General features: G+C 49.4%; 1 protein-coding gene. It reads right to left on the bottom strand.

From position 1 onward, the window contains the following. Positions 1–247: 247 nt before the first annotated feature. Positions 248–668 (bottom strand): hypothetical protein (locus tag ACW9H9_RS28730; protein ID WP_457346725.1); only part of this gene is annotated, 421 nt, incomplete at its 5' end.

Below are 668 nucleotides of genomic sequence, written 5' to 3'. Positions count from 1 at the left end.
GCTGTCACCGGTAGAGTTTGAAAAGCGTTACGCAGCGAGCCTGGAGAGTGTCTAGGAAACCCGGGGCGATTCAGGAAGCTGTCAACTTCGCAACTTTCAGCCTTCTACACCATGTTCAAGGCCGCTCTATGCAATTGCCCCTTTGCGATTACATTGTCCGATGACTCTCGGCTGATGCTGCGGACGATGCGCCTAATCTTCGCCATCAAGGACGCGCTTTTATTGCATTTTGCGTCTAGTTGAGCTGTTAATCGTTACCGTAGTCGGGTTCGTACTCTATTTCTCGCTCGTCCTGATCTGTGTACTCTTCTTCAAATTCTGCTGCTTCCATTTCCTCGGCACCATCCAACCGCAGGTCACAGGAAGGACAGTAGAACTCTGCTGGGGTGAAGTACCTTTCTACGGTTTCATAGCCACTTCCATAGTCTTGATCAATGACTTCTTCATGCACCTTGTCGCCACCTAAAAAACCTTTGCATTCGCACGCAGGGCATTGGATATCCCAATAGCTGTCCAGAAGGGAATATCTGAACGACTCACGATATGTATACCAATGAAATGCCTCGGACTGCGCTCGAAGCGCCTCTAACTCTTTTTTGCTACGTTTTTTGTCACCTAGGGATGGTCTGAAGTAGGCCACTATGTTTCGACAGCCGAGCCATAGACGC

It is taken from the genome of Pseudomonas sp. SDO5215_S409 (assembly GCF_054071325.1).
This window is presented reverse-complemented; position numbering and strand designations above follow the sequence as displayed.